Origin of the sequence: Asanoa iriomotensis, assembly GCF_016862515.1 — a bacterium.
Taxonomy (GTDB): Bacteria; Actinomycetota; Actinomycetes; order Mycobacteriales; family Micromonosporaceae; genus Asanoa; species Asanoa iriomotensis.
This window is the reverse complement of the sequence record NZ_BONC01000027.1, coordinates 37,907-52,797: the sequence shown is the minus strand read 5'-3', so window position 1 is coordinate 52,797 and position 14,891 is coordinate 37,907. Positions and strand designations below refer to the sequence as shown.

Sequence of the window (14,891 nt, the reverse complement as noted above, 5' to 3'; positions counted from 1 at the left end):
ACCGTGCGGGTCGGCGCGGCGCTAGGCCCAGATCGGCCGGAAAACGCCGAGGCGGGATGGTTTCCCATCCCGCCTCGGCTCTATATGTACGACCGCTCTGGCGGTCGGCGTCTCATGGGCCCGCTTAGGGTCGCCTACGTCGTAGCGACGTCAGGGACGCTATCGACCGCCGAAAAGCGCCCGCTAGCAGGCGGCACGATTCGTGTGCTGACCGTTGCCGAAATGTTGCCGAAGGCCTCGCTGAAACGTTTTTCAGTGCGAGTCGACGAGCGGCAGGACCGTGCCGACGCCACCGCCGGGCAGCGCGATCGACGAGAAGTGCGAGACCACCCGGTCGTCGGTCGGGTCGTCGGCCGGTGTGTGGTGCACCCGCAGGTGGTTGTAGAGCGTGTCCCGTTGCGCCGGGATGCGGCCGGCGGATCGGATCATCCAGATCAGCTCGTGCAAGTTGGACCGATGCCGCGCACCGGCGGAAGAGATGACGTTCTCCTCCAACATGATCGAACCGAGGTCGTCGACGCCCATGTGCAGCGCGAGCTGGCCCACGTCCTTGCCGGTGGTCAACCAGGACGCCTGCAGGTGGGGCACGGTCTCGAAGAACAGCCGGGCGACCGCGATCAGCCGCAGGTATTCGAGCGTCGTGGCCTGCGTGCGCCCCTTGAGGTGGTTGTTCTCGGGCTGGTAGGTCCACGGGATGAAGGCGCGGAAGCCGCGGGTGCGGTCCTGCACGTCGCGGATCATCCGCAGGTGCTCGATCCGCTCGGCGTTGGTCTCGCCGGTGCCCATCATCATGGTGGCGGTGCTCTCGAGGCCGAGCGTGTGCGCGATCTCCATGACCTCGAGCCAGCGCGCGCCGGACTCCTTGAGCGGGGCGATCGCCCGCCGCGGCCGGTCGGGCAGCATCTCCGCGCCGGCGCCCGCGATGGAGTCGAGGCCGGCTGCCTTGATCCGGCTGATCGCCTCGTCCAGCGAGACACCGGAGACCTTGGCCATGTGCAGGATCTCGGACGGCCCGATCGAGTGGATGACGAGCTGCGGGTACGCGGCCTTGACCGAGCTGAACAGCTCCTCGTAGTACTCGACGCCGTACTCCGGGTGGTGTCCGCCCTGGAGCATCACCTGCGTCGCGCCCAGCTCGACGGCCTCGCCGCAGCGGCGCAGGATCTCCTCCGTCGGGTGGGTCCAGCCCTGCGCGTGCTTCGGCGCCCGGTAGAAGGCGCAGAACTTGCAGGCCGTCACGCAGACGTTGGTGTAGTTGATGTTGCGGTCGATCAGGTACGTGACGATGCCGTCCGGGTAACGGCGGCGCCGCACCGCGTCGGCCGCCTCGCCCAGCGCATGGAACGGCGCCTCGGTGTAAAGCAGCAAGGCCTCCTCGGCGGTGATCCGCCCGCCGTCGGCACCTCGTTGCAGTGCGTCGTCGATCTCCCGCCGATTCTCCACGGGACCGAGCCTAGCCCCGCGCCGGACAGGCAGCCGCGTGGACCGCGCGGGTAGTGTCGAGCGTCGCGTAGAAGGGGTTTGTCGGGGTGAAGGTGGTTCACGGCGTCTGGGCCGGCGGGCGGTTGGGCCTCTGGGGCGAGACCGCGCTACCCGACGTTCCCGGCGAACCGGCCACACTGACGCTCACGCTGCCGGTCGACGACGCGCTGGCCCCGGTGCCCGTCGAGGCGCGGCTGCTGTCGCCGGCCGAGGCCCTCGACCTGCTGGCGGACGACGATCCCGACTGGACACCCGGCGGTGACCTGCGTTACCTCGCGGTGGTCGCGGCGTACGCACGAGGCCTGCTCCGCCGCGGCCGCCTGCTCCCGGGGCTGGTCACTGCGGACGGCGCACACGCCGCCCGCTGGCGCCCGGTGCTCACGGGCCGGGACGCCACCGCGTTCCGCGAGCTGGCGGCGGCGATGCCGGACGCGGTCCGGTCGCTGGGCGCGCCCCCGCCCGGCGACGTGCTGCGCGAGCTGCTGGACGCCTTCACGGACGCGGCCGCCCGGCGCGCGCTGCCCGACCGCCTGCTGCTCGGCCACCGCCCCGGCCCGAAGGCGCCGGTCGCCGACCGGTGGATGCGTGCGCTGACCGCCGACGACCCGACGGTCACGGCGACGACGGCACAGCGCCCGGAGCTGGCCGCGCTGCGTACGGCCCTCGACGCCTGGCACCGCGCGGCGCACCAGGCCAACGAGCCGGTCCGGGTCTGTTTCCGGCTGGTCGAGCCGCTGCCGACCACGGACCGCTGGGACCTGGAGTTCGCGCTGCAGTCGGTCGACGACCCGTCGCTGTACGTACCCGCCGACGTGATCTGGGCCGGCCAGCGCGTGCCCGGCCTGCCGGCCCGCCCGGACGAGACGCTGCTCGCCGGCCTGGGCCGCGCGGTCCGCCTGTTCCCGCCGCTCGACGAGGCCCTGCGCGAGGCGCAGCCGACGGAGACCCTCCTGGACACGGCGGCGGCGTACACCTTTCTAAGACACGCCGCGCCCCTCCTGCAGGCGGCGGGCTTCGGGGTCCAGCTGCCGGCGTGGGCGGGCCGCAAGAGCCTGGGCCTGAAGCTGACCACGCGGGCCAAGTCGTCGTCGCCGGGCGGCAAGGCGCTCGCGGCACAGGGCGTCGGCAAGGACCAACTGGTCGACTTCAAGGTCGACCTGATGGCCGGCGACGAGGAGATCAGCGCCGCGGACCTGCACGACCTGGCCCGCTTGAAGGTGCCGCTGCTGCGGGTCAAGGGCCGCTGGGTCGAGTTCGACGACCGACAGCTGTCGGCCGCGATCCGCGCGGTCGAGCAGCACCGCTCGGGCGAGATGACGATCGCCGAGGTCCTGAGCCAGGTCGCCGCGGGCGGCGAGGAGGAACTGCCACTGGTAGCGGTCGACGCGGACGGCTGGCTCGGCGACCTCCTCTCAGGCGACGCGGACCAACGCCTGCGCCCGACCAGCACACCGGCGGCCTTCCAGGGAACGCTGCGCCCGTACCAGGAACGCGGCCTCTCGTGGCTGGATTTCCTGACGCGCCTAGGCATCGGCGGCATCCTCGCGGACGACATGGGGCTCGGCAAGACGGCGCAGACGTTGTCGCTGCTGGTGAACGAGCGTGAACGAGGAACGGTCTCCCCGACTTTGCTTGTCTGTCCTATGTCTCTCGTCAGCAACTGGCGTAAGGAGGCCGAGAAGTTCGCGCCTTCGCTTGATGTCTATGTGCATCACGGTGCCACCCGGGACGCGGAGCGGCTCGGGGGTGCCGATCTCGTGATCACCACCTACGGCACCGCGTTGCGGGATCTCGAGGCGTTGCAAGGAGTCGAGTGGGGGCGGGTCGTCTGCGACGAGGCGCAGGCAATCAAGAACTCCGGGACGCGGCAGTCGCAGGCCGTGCGGGCCATTCCCGCGCGGACGCGGCTCGCGCTCACCGGCACGCCCGTCGAGAATCATCTCGCCGAGCTCTGGTCCATCATGGACTTTGCCAATCCCGGCCTGCTCGGGCCCGCCAAGACCTTCCGCCGCCGCTATCAGGAGCCCATCGAGGTGCGGCAGGACGAGGATGCCGCGGCCGCGTTGAAGCGGGCTACCGGGCCCTTCGTCTTGCGGCGCCTCAAGACCGACAAGACCATCATCTCCGACCTGCCCGAGAAGCTGGAGATGAAGGTCTGGTGCCCGCTCACCCCCGAGCAGGCCGCGCTCTACCAGGCCGTCGTCGACGACATGATGAACAAGATCGGGTCCAGCGCCGGCATCGAGCGGCGCGGCAACGTGCTGGCCGCCATGACCCGGCTCAAGCAGGTCTGCAACCACCCCGCCCACCTGTTGCGCGACGGGTCCAAGCTGGCCGGGCGGTCCGGCAAGCTCGCCCGGCTGCAGGAGTTGGCCGAGGAGATCGTCGAAGAGGGCGACAAGGCGCTGGTCTTCACCCAGTACGCCGAGTTCGGCTCGCTGCTCCAGCCCTATCTGGCGGCCCACCTCGACCGACCCGTGCTCTGGCTGCACGGCGGGCTGTCGAAGCAGCGACGGGACGAGTTGGTCAACCGCTTCCAGACCGACCCCGAGCCGATGATCTTCCTGTTGTCGCTCAAGGCCGCCGGCACGGGACTCAACCTGACCGCCGCCAACCATGTCATCCACGTCGACCGGTGGTGGAACCCCGCCGTCGAGGATCAGGCGACCGACCGCGCGTACCGGATCGGGCAGGCCCGCAACGTCCAGGTCCGCAAGTTCGTCTGCACCGGCACCATCGAGGAGCGGGTCGACGAGCTGATCGAGCGGAAGAAGGCGCTGGCCCAGCGGGTCGTGGGCACCGGCGAGGAGTGGCTGACCGAGCTGTCCACCGAGGAGCTGCGCGACCTGTTCGCGCTCGACCCGAAGGCGGTGGGCTGATGCCGATCGGTCCCGACGGCTGGTTCGAGGGTGGCAAGGCGATCAAGGTCGAGGGCGGCATCAAGGCCCGCTCGCGCCGCGGCCGGATCGGCGAGGAATGGTGGTCGCGCCGGTTCATCGACATCCTCGAGGGCATCTGCGACAAGGGGCGCCTGGAGCGCGGCCGGCGTTACGCCCGCGCCGGGCAGGTGCTCGACCTCGACCTCGAACCCGGCCGGGTGCGCTCGCGGGTGCAGGGTTCGCGCGCCGAGCCGTACCAGATCGAAGTCAAGATTCCGGTGTACGACCAGGGCGCCTGGACCCGGGTCGAGGACGCGCTGGCCAACCAGGCGGTGTTCCGCGCCAAGCTGCTCGCCGGTGAGATGCCGACCCAGATCGTGGCCGTGTTCGACGACCTCGGCCTGCCGTTGTTCCCGACCGACCTGGACATGAGCTGCACCTGCCCCGACTGGGGCTTCCCGTGCAAGCACCTGTCCGCGGTGCTCTACCTGCTCGCGGAGGCGTTCGACGACGACCCGTTCCTCGTGCTGGCCTGGCGGGGACGGGCACGCGACGAGCTGCTCGGCGCTCTGCGCGGCCCGACCGCCGACGAACCGCCGACCGATCCCCTCGCCGTGCCGGACCGGCCGCTGACCGTCGACGGCTTCTACGAATCCACCACGTCGCTGGCAAAACTCAAGGAACTCCCGGGCGGTGCGACCGCGCCGCCCGAGCTGTTGCTGCGCGTGCTCGAACCGCCGCCGGTGAAGGTGCGGCACATCCCGCTGGTCGACCTGCTCCGCCCGGTCTACCGGGGGCTCGGCGACGATCAGCCGTCGTAGTCGACGACCAGCTTGTCGCTGACCGGGCTCGACTGGCAGGTGAGCACGTAGCCGCGGGCCACCTCGTCGGGCTCCAGCGCGTAGTTGCGGGCCATCGTGACCTCGCCCTCGACGATCCGGGCCCGGCAGGTCGAGCAGACTCCGCCCTTGCAGGCGAACGGCAGCTCGGAGCGCACCCGCAGCGCCGCGTCCAGGACCCGCTCGTCGCGGCGCATCCGCAGCGTCGAGACCCGGCCGTCGAGCAGCACGGAGACCTCGACCGGCGCGGCGTCGTCGGCGGTGCTCGGGCGGCGGGGCGGCTCGGGCACGTCGTCGACGTGGAACAGCTCGGTGTGCACTGCCCCGCCGGGGACGCCACGGTTGGCGAGCACGTTGCGGGCGTCGGTGACCAGCCCGTACGGCCCGCACAGGAACCACTCGTCGACGGTGCTCGCGGGCACCAGCACGTCGAGCAGCCGGGCCAGCCGGTCCGCGTCGATCCGGCCCGAGAGCAGCTCGGACTCGCCGGGCTCCTGGGAGAGCACGTGCACCAGGTGCAGCCGGGCGGCGTACCGGTCCTTGAGGTCGCCCAGCTCGTCGGCGAACATCACGCTGCGCGCGTAGCGGTTGCCGTAGAGCAGGGTGAACCGGCTGTCGTCCTCGACGGCGAGCGCCGTGGCGACCAGCGACAGCACCGGCGTGATGCCCGACCCGGCGGCGATCGCGCCGTAGTGCCGCCGTCGGCCCGGCTCGAATGCCGACGTGAACTTGCCCAGCGGCGGCATCACCTCGATCGCGTCGCCACGCCGCAGCGCGGTGGCCGCGTAGCTGGAGAACACCCCGCCGGGGATCTCCTTGACACCGATCCGGAGCAGACCCGCACTCGCCAACTCGGCGGGTGTCGAGCAGATGGAGTACGAGCGCCGCGCGTCACCGTCGTCCGGCTTGCGCACGGTGAGGTGTTGCCCGGCCCGGAAGGCGAACTGGTCGCGCAGCTCCGCGGGCACCGCGAAGGTGATCGCGACCGCGTCGTCGGTGAGCCGGTCGACGGCCGCGACGGGCAGGGGGTGGAACACCGGGCGCCGGCGGGTCGGTCGGCTGATCGTCACGCTCATCGTCAGTAGGCCTTCATCGCGTCGAACGGCTCGCCGCAGGCGCGGCAACGCCAGAGCGCCTTGCACGCGGTCGAGCCGAAGCGGCTGAGCTGCTCGGTGTCTGGCGAGCCACAATGCGTGCAACGGACGGCGATCGAGAGCGTGACGGGCCGGGTGGGCCCGGGTGGCGCGACACCCGCCGCGGCGAGCTTGGCCCGGCCGCCGGGCGAGATCCAGTCGGTGGTCCAGGCCGGCGCGAAGACCGTGCGCACCTCGTGGTCGAGGTGTCCGGCGGCGCGCAGGGCCGCACCGATGTCGGCCCGGATCACGTCCATCGCGGGGCAGCCGGTGTAGGTCGGCGTGATCGTGACCGTGATGTGCCCACGGTCGTCGGTCTCGACGTCGCGGAGGATGCCGAGCTCGTCGATGGTGACCACGCGCAGCTCCGGGTCGACGACCGCGGCCACCGCGTCCCGCGCGGTCACCAGCGGGCCCCCGGATGGGCACGGTGCAGCTCCTGCATCTCGGCGAGCAGCGCCACGAGCTGCGGCCGGTCCCCGGTCGGCTCGGGCGACGGCGACGGCACCTCCAGCGTTGCGCGCCGCAGCACGTCTTCCACTGTGGACTGCCAGGTGTCACGCAGGCTCGCGAACTCGACCGGGCCAACCGCGTCACCCACGAACAGGCCGCCGGTGTACGGCCACAGCGTGTCGAACGCCTCCTGCACGCGCCGGTGCGACTCGTCGGTGCCGTCACCGAGCCGCAGTGTCCACAGTGTCCCATGGTCCAGGTGGTAGGCGGACTCCTTCAACGCCTTGCCGCCGATCGCCGCGAGCCGCTCGTCCCCAGCGGCGGCCAGGGCCTCGTACAGCGGCTGCTGGAAAGAAGAAAGCAGCAGCAGCTTGGCGATCACGAAGGCGAAGTCGGGCTCGGGCTGCTCGACCAGCCGGCAGTTGCGGAACTCGCCTGCGGAGCGTCGGTAGGCCAGCGCGTCCTCGTCGCGCCCCGCACCCTCGAGCTCGCCGGCATAGGTCAGCAGCAGCCGCGCGGCGCCGAGCTGGTCCAACGCGATGTTGGCCAGCGCGACGTCTTCCTCCATCTCGGGGCCGGCGGCGTACCAGGCGCCGAGTCGCTGGGCGGTGATCAGCGCGTCATCGCCCAGCCGGAGGACGTAGTCGACCGTCGTCACAGGTGCTTCGCTCCGTCAGGTACGTCGTAGAAGGTGGGGTGCCGGTAGACCTTGTCGGCCGCCGGGTCGAAGAACGCGTCCTTCTCGTCGGGGCTCGACGCGGTGATCGCGGTCGCCGGCACCACCCAGATCGACACGCCCTCCTCGCGGCGGGTGTAGACGTCGCGGGCGTTGCGCAGCGCCATGGCGGCGTCGGGCGCGTGCAGGCTGCCGACATGGGTGTGCGAGAGCCCCCGCCGTGGGCGGACGAACACCTCGAACAACGGTTCACCACTCATGCCGGCACCACTTCCTGTTGCTTCGCCGCGTAGGCCGCGGCCGCCTCGCGTACCCAGGCGCCTTCGGAGTGGGCCCGGCGGCGGTGCGCCATCCGCTCCTCGTTGCACGGGCCGTCGCCCTTGATCACCCGCATCAGCTCGTCGTAGTCGGGCGCGGTGAAGTCGTGTGCCTGGCGTTCCTCGTTCCAGCGGAGCCCGGGGTCCGGGATCCGCAGGCCCAGCACGCCGGCCTGCTGGACGCACATGTCGACGAAGCGCTGCCGCAGGTCGTCGTTGGAGAACCGCTTGATCTTCCAGGCCATCGACTGCGCGGAGTGGGTGGAGTCGGTGTCGGGCGGGCCGAACATGGCCAGTGACGGGTACCACCAGCGGTCGACCGCGTCCTGCGCCATCTCGTGCTGCGCCTGGGTGCCGCGGGACAGGGTGTGCAGGATCTCGTACCCCTGCCGCTGGTGGAAGGACTCCTCCTTGCAGATCCTGATCATCGCGCGCGCGTAGGGGCCGTATGAGCAGCGGCACAGCGGCACCTGGTTGACGATCGCCGCGCCGTCGACCAGCCAGCCGATCGCGCCGATGTCGGCCCAGGTCAGCGTCGGGTAGTTGAAGATCGAGCTGTATTTCTGGCGGCCGTCGAGCAGCATGTCGACCAGCTCCGCGCGGCTGACACCGAGGGTCTCGGCGGCGGCGTAGAGATAGAGACCGTGCCCGGCCTCGTCCTGGACCTTGGCGAGCAGGATCGCCTTGCGCTTGAGCGAGGGCGCGCGGGTGATCCAGCTGCCCTCGGGCTGCATCCCGATGATCTCGGAATGGGCGTGCTGGGCGATCTGGCGGACCAGACCGCGCCGGTAGGCGTCGGGCATCCAGTCGCGCGGCTCGATCTTCTGGTCGGCCGCGATCACCGCGTCGAAGTAGTCCTGGAGTGCCGCCGGGTCCCCCTCGACCCGACCACGGAGCGCAGCGGCGCGCAGCGCCGCCTCGGCGGCCTCGACCTGCCCGAGGAGACCACCGTCGGATCCGGCATCCGGGCCGGCGAAGTCATTCCCGTACATCCTCACAGTGTTACAGCTTCCTGACACACAAGCCAGCACCTGTAACAAACAGGCACTCTCCGTCACCCTGAGTTACGGGTTGCTCGCCGTGCGCGTGTGGCCGATCCACTGTGGACAATGAGCTGCGTCACCGCAAAGGCATAAGATTTCCTTAACTTGCATCGCCGAATGCGCCTGAAAGAAGGCGATTTCGGGCGGCTGGCGGCATTTTCGCCCGTGCCATCACGACAAGCAGCGCCGTAGACTTCGACGCGGTAGATCGCTGACCCCCCACGATCGGTTACCGAGAGCCGCCCCCCGGCCTGAAAACAACCGGAGATCACCCCTCATGCGTCCTCGCGTGGTCATGGTGCTCGCCATCGCCGCACTGCTGCTCGGCGGCGTGCTCCTCGTGCCTGCCGCCTACGCCAAGCTGAACGACAGCGGCGGCGGCACCGCCGCCGCGGCGGCCTCCGGACCCGCGCCGACGATCCCCCCAAAGGTGGTCGAACCACCCCAGCCGACGCTCGCACCCGGCCCGGTCTCGGTCACGGTCGACGGCTTCTACTCCTGGGCGCTGATGGACCTGTCGAGCGGCAAGATCTCCGGGTCCAAGAACAGCGCCACCGAGACCAGCTCGACCGAGTCCATGATCAAGTCCTGGATCGTGTCGGACTACCTGCGCCAGCTCGACGAAAAGGGCAAACCGCTCACCGACACCAACAAGCAGATGGTGCAAAGGGCGATCCGCAACAGCGACGACAACGCCGCGGGCTCGCTCAACAAGCTCGGCGGCGGCACCTCGCAGACCAAGCGCATGATCACTTGGTGCGGGCTGAAGAACACCCACCTCGGCACGGTCAAGGGCTACGAGGGCTGGTGGAGCTTCACCGAGATGTCCGCGCAGGACGTCACCCGGCTCGGCAAGTGCATCCAGTCCGGCAAGGCGGCCGGCAAGAAATACACGCCGCTGGTGCTCAGCGAGATGACCAAGGTGACCGGCAAGGTCACCGAGCAGCAGAAAACGTCCGGCGGCGGCCGCTGGGGCATCATCGACGGGCTGCCCAAAGAGCTCGTCACCAACGACGGCCCGATCAGCTTCAAGAACGGGTGGACAGCGCTCGTCTACGACGGCGACTGGCACATCAGCTGCATGGCGATCAGCAAAGATTGGGTACTCGCAGTTCAGACTCGTTACCCCAGCTCAAAGCCTTTGTCGTACGGTGCGAAGGTGTGCCAGGACACCGCCACCCAGCTCGTGACCCCCAAGGTGGGTGCGGCCCTGCGCATTCCCTCGTCCGCCGGCACCCAGGGCTGAACAGTTGAAGACTCCCCCAAGGCAGCGCCGGTCCCGGCGCGCAACGACCCTTGTCGCGATAATCGTCGTCCTCGCCGCCCTCGGTGTGGCGGGCGTGCGGCTCTGGCCGGGCTCGCCGCTGGCCGCCCGGGCCGCCGCGCGCTGGGAGACACCGCCGGGGCTGACCGGCGCCTCGGGCGAGCCCGACTCGACGCCGAGCGACGCGCCGGACGCGCCGGCTTCGCCCGAGGCCGACCCCACTCCGACGCTCGAGCCGCTGCCGGTGAAGGCGACGGACATCAAGATCGACCACAGCGGCTGGTACTCGTGGGCGCTGCTGGACACCCGTACCGGTGAGCTGTCCGGTCCGGCCGACCGCACCGAGCTGAGCACGACCGCCTCGTTGATCAAGTCGTGGATCGGCGCGGACTTCCTGCGCCGCTCGGCCGAGCAGGGCACGGAGCCCAGCGCGTCGCGGATGGCCCAGGTCGAGACGATGATCCGGGACAGCGACAACAACGCCGCGCAGTCGCTCTACGAGGCCAACGGCGGCGCGCCGTCGATCAAGCGGCTGATCTCGATGTGCAAGCTCAAGGACAGCAAGGTCTCGGCGGACGGCGGCTGGAGCCGCACCATGCTCTCCCCGGCCGACATCACCCGGCTCGGCGCCTGCATCGCCAACGGCACCGCAGCCGGCCCGAAGTGGACCAAGTACCTGCTCGACCAGATGCGCGCCGTGCGCGGCACGGGCGACTTCGGCCCGCGCAAGGCGTTCCCCGCCGCCGACCAGAAGAAGATCGCCATCAAGAACGGCTGGGTCGACCGGCAGCGGGAGCAGGAGTACCACGTCAGCTGCATGGCGATCGGCGACGGCTGGGTCATCGGCGTGATGACCAAGTACGACATCAGCAAGGGCTACACGTACGGCGCCAACATCTGCAAGCAGGTCGGCGTGCAACTTCGGGCGGCGGCCAGCTAGCGATCACGAAGTTCCGGGTGCAAACCGTGACGAATCGCTAACCTGAAGGCCAGGACCTCGCACAACGCGGTGGTCTGCCATCTTCTGTCCGGCGACACCCGGGGCTGATTGTGAACGCTAGCCATAGGCGTCGCCGAGGTCGGCGCGCCACGACCGTCGCGGCCATCGCCGTCGCACTCGCCACCGTCAGCCTCGCGGGAAGCCTCCTCTGGGCCGCGTCGCCACTGGTCTTCCGCTCGCCCGCCCGCGCGCGACCCCAGATCGGCGCCGCCAGCCGGATGCCACAGCCCGCGCACGGCTCCCGGACGACGAAGCCGGCCGCGGCGCTCGACCCGCTGCCGGTGAAGGCGACCGAGATCAAGATCCCGCACAGCGGTTGGTTCTCGTGGGCGCTGCTGGACACCCGTACCGGTGAGATGTTCGGTCCGAGCGACCGCGACGCGTTGAGCACCACCGCATCGCTGATCAAGTCGTGGATCGGCGCGGACTTCCTTCGCCGCGCCGAAGAGCAGGGTCGGACGCCGAGCGAGGACGACCTGGAACAGATCGAGTCGATGATCCGCGACAGCGACAACGACGCGGCGGAGGCGTTCTGGGACACGAACGGTGGCCCGACCTCGATCGAGCGGCTGATCTCGCACTGTGGGCTCCGCGACAGCCGGGCAGCCGCGGACGGTGGCTGGAGCCGCACCCTGCTCTCACCGGCGGACGTCACCCGGCTCGGCGCGTGCATCGCCGACGGGAACGCGGCGGGACCCGCCTGGACCGACTATCTGCTCGACCAGATGCGCGCGGTCCGCGACGACGGCGACTTCGGCGTCCGCAAGGCGTTCCCGCCCGAGCAGCAGCACGCGATCGCCACGAAGAACGGGTGGATCGAGCGCGAGGAGGAGCAGGAGTACCACGTCAGCTGCATGGCCATCGGCAAGGGCTGGGTGGTCGGCGTGATGACCAGGTACGAGATCGACAAGGGCGCCGAGTACGGCGCCGCCATCTGCGAGGAGGTCGGCCGGCAACTCCGCCAGGCGGCGGGCCGGCGCTAGTCCGTGTAGAACGTCGGCCCGGTCGGCGGCAGGTCGGGTGCCTCACCGGCGATCGCGGCCCGGCGGGCGAACTCGCGCAGGCCGGCGATCTGGCGTTCGCCGAGGGAGAAGTCGAGCACCCGGAAATATGACGCGAGCGTGGCGGCGTCGAAGGGCTCCCAGCGTGCCGCGGCGGTGGCGACCTCGTCGAGTTCCGACAGGCACAGCTCGCGCGACCGCAGGAACGCCTCGTGCACCTCTTTGACCTGGCCGGGGTGGCGCTCGGCGAAATCACGCCGGGCCGCCCAGACCGCGAACACCATCGGCAGCCCGGTCCACTCGCGCCACGCCTGGCCGAGGTCGGTGACCGTGAGCCCGCGGCGGGGCGCCTCGTACATGGCCCGCAGCGCCACGTCACCGATCACCACGGCGGCGTCGGCCTCCAGCAGCATCTGTGTCACGTCGGGCGGGCAGCGGAAGTACTTCGGCGTCACGCCGTACCGCTGCGCCAGAAGCATCTGCGCGAGCAGCACGCCCGTCCGCGAGGTCGAGCCGAGGGCCACCCGGGCGCCGTCCAGATCGGCCAGCGGCCGGGTGGTCACCATGTTGACCGACAGCACCGGCCCGTCGCTGCCGACCGCCAGGTCGGGCAACAGCACCAGGTCGTCGGCGTTGCGCAGGTACTCCACGAGCGAGATCGGTCCGATGTCGAGGTCGCCGGCCACCAGCGCGGAGTTGAGCCGCTCCGGTGAGTCCTTGTGCAGGTCGACGTCGAGCAGGGCACCCGAGCGCATCAGGCCCCAGTAGATCGGAAGACAGTTCAGGAACTGGATGTGCCCGACACGGGGTCTGCGTATCTCGGTCATGGTGACCCCACGGTATCCCGAGCAGTGGGACGCCGCTCAGGCGACCGCCGGGGATGTGACGCGCGTTTGGCGGATCGCGCGGGCGACGGGCAGGGCCGCGGCGAGCACCGCCAGCACGCCGGCCAGGCCGAACGCGAAGACGAGTGCGCGCGGCGAGAACGGGCCGAGCAGGGCGCCGGCTAGCACGTACCCGAACATCGCACCGCCGTTGGCGGCGGCGTTGAGCCCGGAGTACGCGCGGCCGCGAGCGTTCTCCGGCACCCGGCGGGCGACGAGGATGGTGCTGAACACGCCGAGGCCGCCGTTGAGCACGCCGCCGGCGAGCCAGAGCAGCACGACCAGCCAGACGCCGGGTGCGGCGGCGCTGATCAGGACCGGCACGCAGGTGCTGCCGAGCAGCACGAGCACGCCGCGGGCCAGCGCGTTGTCGTCGTCGTACCGCCGGACGACCCGGGCGAAGATCCAGGCGCCGGCCGCCATCCCCGCCGTCCACGAGGCGGTGACCAGGCCGAACGCGGAGGCGGACGCGCCGAGGGTGTCGCGGATGAAGAACACCTCGATGACGTTGACGCCACCGACGCCGGCGACCACCACGCCGAAGGCGAGGAAGGTGGCGAGGAGCAGGCCGTCGGCGCGCAGCCGCCAGGGCGTCTCCTGCCGCGCCGTCGTGGTCGTCGCGGCGGCGCCACCGCGGCGGGTCTTGATGAGCAGGCCGGCGACCGCGACAGCCAGGTAGGTGACGGCGTCGATCAGCAGCGGCGGCCGGGTGCCGAACGCGCCGACCAGGAAGCCGGCGGCCGCCGGGCCGAGCAGCGTGCCGATCATCGAGGCGGTCTGCCCGATGGCGCTGGCCTTGGGCAACTCGTCGCGGGTGACCATCGACGGCATCAGCGCGGCGAACGTGGGGTTGGTGATCGCGAGCCCGGCGGCAAGCACGCCGACCAGGGCGATCGAGGCGATCGGGCTGGTCACGAAGGCGAGGGCGGTGCAGACCAGCGCCTGGACCAGGCCGGTGGCGACCAGCAGCGTGCGGCTGTCGTACCGGTCGATCAGGCGGCCGGTCAGCGGCACGAGCGCGACCAGCGGCAGGGTCGCCGCGAGCCAGAGGCCGGAGACGGCGAGCCCGCCGGCGCCCCGGTCCTGCAGGGCGAGCGCGAGCGTGGTGGCGGCGAGCGCGTCGCCGGCCATGGACAGGGCACGCGACCCGGCGGTGACGTAGACGTCACCCCAGCGCGACTTTGACACGGCCGAGGCAGATGTGAAGGACATGCTTCGAAAATATTCCTTCACATCTGCGGTACGCAAGTCCCGGCTCGAGTCAGTCGTCGGGGAAAACGGCAAAGTGGACACGCACGGTCCGCGCCCCCTCGGGCACGGCCCCCTTGCGGTCCCGCACCCGCAGCGGCGCGATCAGTCGCTGCACCTGCTCGAAAAGGTCCTTCATCTCCTGCGCGGTGACGAGAACGGTCGACGTGTTGAGCCCCGCGGCGTCGTGCCATTCGGGCGGCTCCTGCCGGGACCGGGCGAGGTAGGCACGCAGGCGGGCGTAGTCCCGGTCGACGTAGAGGCTGACCAACTCGTCCTCGGCGGCCTGGGTCTCGGGGTCGGCGTCCGGCTCGAGGTCGACGCCCCAGGAATGCACGGGGCTCTGCCAGACGCGCTCGCGCCCGTCCCCCCGGCTCGGCGCCTCCTCGATCAGACCGACCTTGGCCAGCTCGCGCAGGTGGTAACTGGTCGCACTCGGCGACAGCCCGACGATCTCCGCCAACTCGGTAGCGGTGCGCCCGTCCCCGGTGACGTTCAGATCCTCGATGATCGCCAACCGCGCCGGATGCGCCAACGCCCGCAACATCTTGGGATCCGAAATCCGGCGCCGCTCCTGCCCGACCTCCGTCATACCCAACATCGTCCCACCACGCCGGTAAATCCCTGGCCACCACCTCTGGGCGGGCGTAGCGTGGAGCGCCGCTGCGCTGA

The 14,891-nt window shown here is 70.6% G+C and carries 14 protein-coding genes; 5 read left to right on the top strand and 9 right to left on the bottom strand.

The features are described 5' to 3' along the window. Positions 1-252: 252 nt before the first annotated feature. Positions 253-1,443 carry a cyclic dehypoxanthinyl futalosine synthase gene (gene mqnC / locus Air01nite_RS19960; RefSeq protein WP_203704200.1) on the bottom strand — a complete coding sequence of 397 codons (1,191 nt, stop codon included), beginning with the start codon at positions 1,441-1,443 and terminating at the stop codon, positions 253-255. Between the two features lie 86 nt (positions 1,444-1,529). Here mqnC and Air01nite_RS19955 point away from each other — a divergent pair, with 86 nt between their 5' ends. Together Air01nite_RS19955 and Air01nite_RS19950 are read left to right on the top strand one after the other, a co-directional pair. Continuing rightward, positions 1,530-4,361 carry a DEAD/DEAH box helicase gene (locus Air01nite_RS19955; RefSeq protein WP_203704199.1) on the top strand — a complete coding sequence of 944 codons (2,832 nt, stop codon included), beginning with the start codon at positions 1,530-1,532 and terminating at the stop codon, positions 4,359-4,361. Then, positions 4,361-5,182, top strand: coding sequence for an SWIM zinc finger family protein (locus tag Air01nite_RS19950; protein ID WP_203704198.1), 822 nt, complete (start codon positions 4,361-4,363; stop codon positions 5,180-5,182). The genes Air01nite_RS19955 and Air01nite_RS19950 overlap by 1 nt, the downstream gene beginning before the upstream one ends. On the opposite strand, the gene paaE is transcribed toward Air01nite_RS19950, so the two are convergent. The 5 genes from paaE to paaA are packed head-to-tail and all read right to left on the bottom strand — an operon-like array spanning position 5,170 to position 8,771. Further along, positions 5,170-6,276 carry a 1,2-phenylacetyl-CoA epoxidase subunit PaaE gene (gene paaE, locus Air01nite_RS19945; protein WP_203704197.1) on the bottom strand — a complete coding sequence of 369 codons (1,107 nt, stop codon included), beginning with the start codon at positions 6,274-6,276 and terminating at the stop codon, positions 5,170-5,172. The two genes, Air01nite_RS19950 and paaE, sit on opposite strands and share 13 nt — an antisense overlap. Positions 6,277-6,278: 2 nt before the next feature. Beyond that, entirely contained in the window at positions 6,279-6,743 is a 465-nt protein-coding gene (gene paaD, locus Air01nite_RS19940; RefSeq protein ID WP_203704246.1) for a 1,2-phenylacetyl-CoA epoxidase subunit PaaD, read from the bottom strand. Further along, positions 6,737-7,444, bottom strand: a complete 708-nt coding sequence (gene paaC, locus Air01nite_RS19935; RefSeq protein ID WP_203704196.1) for a 1,2-phenylacetyl-CoA epoxidase subunit PaaC — start codon at positions 7,442-7,444, stop codon at positions 6,737-6,739. Before paaC ends, paaD begins: the two co-directional genes overlap by 7 nt. Then, positions 7,441-7,722 (bottom strand): 1,2-phenylacetyl-CoA epoxidase subunit PaaB, encoded by a 282-nt coding sequence (gene paaB, locus Air01nite_RS19930; RefSeq protein WP_203704195.1) that lies wholly within the window; start codon positions 7,720-7,722, stop codon positions 7,441-7,443. The genes paaC and paaB overlap by 4 nt, the downstream gene beginning before the upstream one ends. Next, positions 7,719-8,771, bottom strand: coding sequence for a 1,2-phenylacetyl-CoA epoxidase subunit PaaA (paaA, locus tag Air01nite_RS19925; protein WP_203704194.1), 1,053 nt, complete (start codon positions 8,769-8,771; stop codon positions 7,719-7,721). Before paaA ends, paaB begins: the two co-directional genes overlap by 4 nt. 328 nt (positions 8,772-9,099) lie before the next feature. Between paaA and Air01nite_RS19920 the strand changes: the two genes are divergently transcribed. The 3 genes from Air01nite_RS19920 (at position 9,100) to Air01nite_RS19910 (ending at position 12,069) form a co-directional block, all read left to right on the top strand. After that, the gene (locus Air01nite_RS19920) at positions 9,100-10,068 is read left to right on the top strand and encodes a hypothetical protein (RefSeq protein ID WP_203704193.1); all 969 of its coding nucleotides are present in this window, start codon (positions 9,100-9,102) and stop codon (positions 10,066-10,068) included. Between the two features lie 4 nt (positions 10,069-10,072). Then, complete coding sequence (locus Air01nite_RS19915; RefSeq protein ID WP_203704192.1) at positions 10,073-11,026, top strand: serine hydrolase; 954 nt, start codon at positions 10,073-10,075, stop codon at positions 11,024-11,026. Between the two features lie 110 nt (positions 11,027-11,136). Continuing rightward, on the top strand, positions 11,137-12,069 hold the full coding sequence (locus Air01nite_RS19910; RefSeq protein ID WP_203704191.1) for a serine hydrolase: 933 nt from the start codon (positions 11,137-11,139) through the stop codon (positions 12,067-12,069). Here the strand turns inward: Air01nite_RS19910 and Air01nite_RS19905 are convergent. The 3 genes from Air01nite_RS19905 to Air01nite_RS19895 are packed head-to-tail and all read right to left on the bottom strand — an operon-like array spanning position 12,066 to position 14,811. After that, positions 12,066-12,914, bottom strand: coding sequence for a menaquinone biosynthetic enzyme MqnA/MqnD family protein (locus Air01nite_RS19905; RefSeq protein ID WP_203704189.1), 849 nt, complete (start codon positions 12,912-12,914; stop codon positions 12,066-12,068). The two genes, Air01nite_RS19910 and Air01nite_RS19905, sit on opposite strands and share 4 nt — an antisense overlap. Before the next feature lie 36 nt (positions 12,915-12,950). Next, entirely contained in the window at positions 12,951-14,183 is a 1,233-nt protein-coding gene (locus Air01nite_RS19900; protein ID WP_203704188.1) for an MFS transporter, read from the bottom strand. 49 nt (positions 14,184-14,232) lie between these two features. Continuing rightward, a complete protein-coding gene (locus Air01nite_RS19895) occupies positions 14,233-14,811 on the bottom strand; it encodes a winged helix-turn-helix domain-containing protein (RefSeq protein ID WP_203704187.1) in 579 nt (192 codons plus the stop codon). Positions 14,812-14,891: the final 80 nt, after the last annotated feature.

Coding starts and splice junctions, on each gene's coding strand:
- Air01nite_RS19950 (WP_203704198.1), top strand. CDS start 4,361: ATGCCGATCGGTCCCGACGGCTGGTTCGAGGGTGGCAAGGCGATCAAG.
- paaE (WP_203704197.1), bottom strand. CDS start 6,276: ATGAGCGTGACGATCAGCCGACCGACCCGCCGGCGCCCGGTGTTCCAC.
- paaB (WP_203704195.1), bottom strand. CDS start 7,722: ATGAGTGGTGAACCGTTGTTCGAGGTGTTCGTCCGCCCACGGCGGGGG.
- paaA (WP_203704194.1), bottom strand. CDS start 8,771: ATGTACGGGAATGACTTCGCCGGCCCGGATGCCGGATCCGACGGTGGT.
- Air01nite_RS19920 (WP_203704193.1), top strand. CDS start 9,100: ATGCGTCCTCGCGTGGTCATGGTGCTCGCCATCGCCGCACTGCTGCTC.
- Air01nite_RS19905 (WP_203704189.1), bottom strand. CDS start 12,914: ATGACCGAGATACGCAGACCCCGTGTCGGGCACATCCAGTTCCTGAAC.
- Air01nite_RS19900 (WP_203704188.1), bottom strand. CDS start 14,183: ATGTCCTTCACATCTGCCTCGGCCGTGTCAAAGTCGCGCTGGGGTGAC.
- Air01nite_RS19895 (WP_203704187.1), bottom strand. CDS start 14,811: ATGACGGAGGTCGGGCAGGAGCGGCGCCGGATTTCGGATCCCAAGATG.